The organism is Gemmatimonadota bacterium (assembly GCA_026706345.1).
In the GTDB taxonomy this organism is placed as follows: domain Bacteria; phylum JAAXHH01; class JAAXHH01; order JAAXHH01; family JAAXHH01; genus JAAXHH01.
Map to the genome: position 1 here is coordinate 1 of JAPOYX010000001.1, position 3546 is coordinate 3546.

Annotated in this window: 3 protein-coding genes; all 3 read right to left on the reverse strand. The window is 61.1% G+C overall.

The annotated features are described in order from the left end of the window. Positions 1–817: sulfatase-like hydrolase/transferase (locus OXG98_00005; GenBank protein MCY3770395.1), on the reverse strand; the 817-nt coding region annotated here is incomplete at its 3' end. A 411-nt stretch (positions 818–1228) separates the two neighbouring features. Continuing rightward, complete coding sequence (locus OXG98_00010) at positions 1229–1705, reverse strand: hypothetical protein (protein MCY3770396.1); 477 nt, start codon at positions 1703–1705, stop codon at positions 1229–1231. A 256-nt stretch (positions 1706–1961) separates the two neighbouring features. After that, positions 1962–3546 (reverse strand): sulfatase (locus OXG98_00015; protein MCY3770397.1); only part of this gene is annotated, 1585 nt, incomplete at its 5' end.

A 3546-nucleotide genomic window follows, 5' to 3' on the forward strand; every position in this document is an offset into this window, starting at 1 on the left:
CTTCCTCCAACTGGCTCAGTACGACCCCGACGTAGCGGTCCATCTCCACGACATTGGAGTACATCCGGCGGATGTCCTTGATGACCGGCGGCGTATCCGGCAGGTAGGGGGGCACGGGGACCTGGAGGTCCGAGGGAATATACAACTCCTTCTCCACGCCCGGAGGGAAGGGTATCCACACCAGCTCCTGGTTTCTGTCCGGCGGAAACACGTCCCGGCCGTAGCGGAGGTTCCATGTCGTCGCGGGGTTCCAGATCTGGCCCTCGTGCGTCACGCCGAAGTTGAATACCGAGAAGAACGGCTTGCCTTCGGGCCGGTTGCGCCAATGGGCGAACAGGCTGGTCTCGTCCCACGCCATCATCGACGGGTGAAACTGGTAGTCCTCCTTGGAATTGTTGCTTGTGTAATAGCCGTGCTCGCGCATGATCTCGCTGACCATTCTGACGTGGGGCGGCGGAACGACCTCGTAGTCGATAATGCCCATTTCCCTGGCTTCCGGCTGCTGGTAAGTGGTACGCATGTGATGCGCGCCGATGCTGGTGGGATACATGCCCGTGGCCAGCGCGGCCCGGCTGGGGGAGCAGACCCCGGAAACCGAGAACACGTTGGTGTATCGGACTCCCTCGGCCGCTAGCCGGTCGAGGTTGGGCGTCGAAACGGTCGGGTCCCCGAACGAGGCGAGGTAGGGGCTCATGTCCTCGGCGACGAGCCAGAGGATGTTGGGGCGGTCGGGGACATCCGGGGATTGACCCCAGGCGGGGTCCAGGGCGAGCAAGGCTATGAAAACCGACAGGATCACGACAAGAGGAACCTGCATGACAAACCGTCCAGCCCGTACATATTGTCGTTCACCCATGATAAGTACCCGTAATTCCTATCCGCGAGCGCTGTATGCGGATCAGTGTACGTCCGATCCTCTGACATTTCAGTCGCTATCGCGTCGGCATCCCTTCCCCGGTACCGCAGAGGTCGGCAAGCCATATCGGCAAGGTTTGCTTACTGTCGGGTGGCGCTGAAGTAATACCCGAAAACAAGCCCCGCGATGGGGCCGACAATCAACCACACCGCGTTGAGCAGAGGTCCCACGTCTCGAACATGGATGGTACCGGAAAGCACACCGCCGACCGCCAAAGTCGGAATGCCCACCGTTGCGTAGGCTGCGATAAACGCGAGGTGACTACGGGTTTTGGTATCGGAAGGCATCCCAGCGTTGCGGGGTCCCGCTTGGTTACGGACCCGCGTCAACCTCGACATTGGTGATTAAAGCACCGACTGCGGGACCGGAGTAGAAAGGAAAATCTGAAAGGGAGCCTTCTTCTTCAAGGTGCCAGCGCCCAAGGGGAGCTTTCGAATGCACTTGACCCGTAGCATTCGCTATGACGAAAATCCTTTCTCCCAACTCAATGAGTTCGAGGTTGGCGATCTCGCGACGCTGCCATGTCAAGCTCAGAAGACCGTGGCCGTCGCTCTCCGTCTCCCTCGCCAAATGTACCGACAACCGCGGCGAAGAGTCGCGTATCCTGATCTCAACGTCAAAGTCGGAATGGAGTTTTGCCAGTAGCTCACGCCAATCCAGGGTGTCCTCGGTCCGGAATTGCAGTTGGTGCGAGGCAGGAGACACTTGGGCGCCGGGTGGCTCCTGGGCTCCTGACCCTCCAGCAAAAGACAGTGGCAGGACAAGGGCTGAAACCATCAAGTTACGCATAATCGGTTGCTCCGCATCTTGGGGTACCGCGCCGTCCGCAGTGAATCTGAAATCGAATATAGCTCAGGCACCGGGGCCATTCCACAGTCTTTTCTGTGTCAATTCACGAGTTTTGCGCTCCCAATGGTGTATTCCGAGCGCGCCGCGAGGCATAAAAGCATATGGCGCCACGGCCAATTTGTCGGCACGACGACTCGGTAGGGATTTCCTTCCCGACTTTCGCCCCGGTCAGGGCCGCAGCTACCGACTGTCGCGGCTACCGACTGTTGTGATAGCGATCGTATTCCTCCTGGAATTCGGGCAATATCCCGATGAGTTGGGACGGGACTCGTTCGACGGAATCCTCGTGGGCGTCGGCGAGCGCCGTGATCCGCGCCACCGCTTCAGGGTTTTCCTCCGCGACATTGAACGCTTCGGACGGGTCGACTTCAAGGTTGTAGAGCAGCGGCAGGTCGCTTTCCTGGATTTCGTCCGACCAGGGATTCGGATCGTTGACGAAGAGCTTCCAGGCGCCGTGCCGGTACGCCACGAAGTCTTCCTGCCGGTAGTAGATGACCCGCTCGCGAACGGCGCCGAGCCCCACGAAGGTCTCTGTGATATCGATACCGTCCAGGTCCGGGTAGTTGCCCACCTCCCCACCGGCCATGTTCAGGAACGTTGGGAACAGGTCCATCGTGGTCCCGAGCGCGTCCGACGCGACATTTGCCGGCACCGTGCCGGGCATCCACACGATGGCCGGCACCCGGAATCCACCTTCCCACGGGCTGCCTTTCCTTCCGCGCAGCAGTCCGGCCGAACCGCCGTCGAGTCCGGCCCAGCCCCATGGGCCGTTGTCGCTGGTGAAAATGACCAGGGTGTTTTCGGCCAACCCGAGACGCTCAAGCGCAGCGGCGATTTCTCCCACGCTCCAGTCGATTTCCTCGACCACGTCGCCGTAAAGGCCCCGCTTGCTTGTGCCGGCCCGTTCCGGGGTGACCATCAGCGGCGTATGCGGCGCCGTGTAGGGCAGATAGAGAAAGAAGGGCTGCGACCGGTTCGACTCGATGAACTCGATCGCCCGCTGCGTGTAGCGTTCGGTGAGCAGGCTCTGATCGTAGATTCGCTCGATCACTTCCGTTCCTTCCATTAACGGCAGGACTGGAAAATTCTCGCTGGCATAGGCCCAGTTGTTCTCGGGGCGCATGTCATTGGAATAGGGGATGCCGAAGTACTCGTCAAAACCGTGCGCCGTGGGCAGATATTGCGGTATGTGGCCCAGATGCCACTTGCCGACCGTGGCAGTGGCATAGCCGTGCGTCTTGAGCGCCTCGGCGATCGTTGTCTCCTCCGCAGGCAAGCCGCCCGAAGAATCCGGGAACAACACGCCGCGCCGCCCCGCCATGCCATTTCGAATCGGCAGCCGGCCTGTCATCAGAGCCGCCCGACTCGGCGTACACAGCGATGCGGCAACATAAAATTGAGTGAGCCTCAGCCCTTCCCGGGCCAGCCGGTCCAGGTGGGGCGTCTTGATGGTGGGATGCCCGAAACTGCCAAGGTCGCCGTACCCCAGGTCATCCGCGAACAGAACGACGAAGTTGGGCGGCCGCTCGGCGACCATACCAGGCATGTCGGCCGTATCGGGCGTGGCCGCGCCAGGCGCATCAACCTGATTCACCGTGTCCGTGCAACCGGAAACGATAAACAGGCCGGCCAGAATGCAGGCAAACAAAGCCGGAAGTCCGCAGCACACACTCCGCTGCCCTTGGCCACCGACGTCATGGCGCGGCGGAAGTCGACCGACCGCTACGGCGCCATCCAGCAGGGACAGCGAACCGCTGGTGCCAGCACCTCGCCTCAGGACC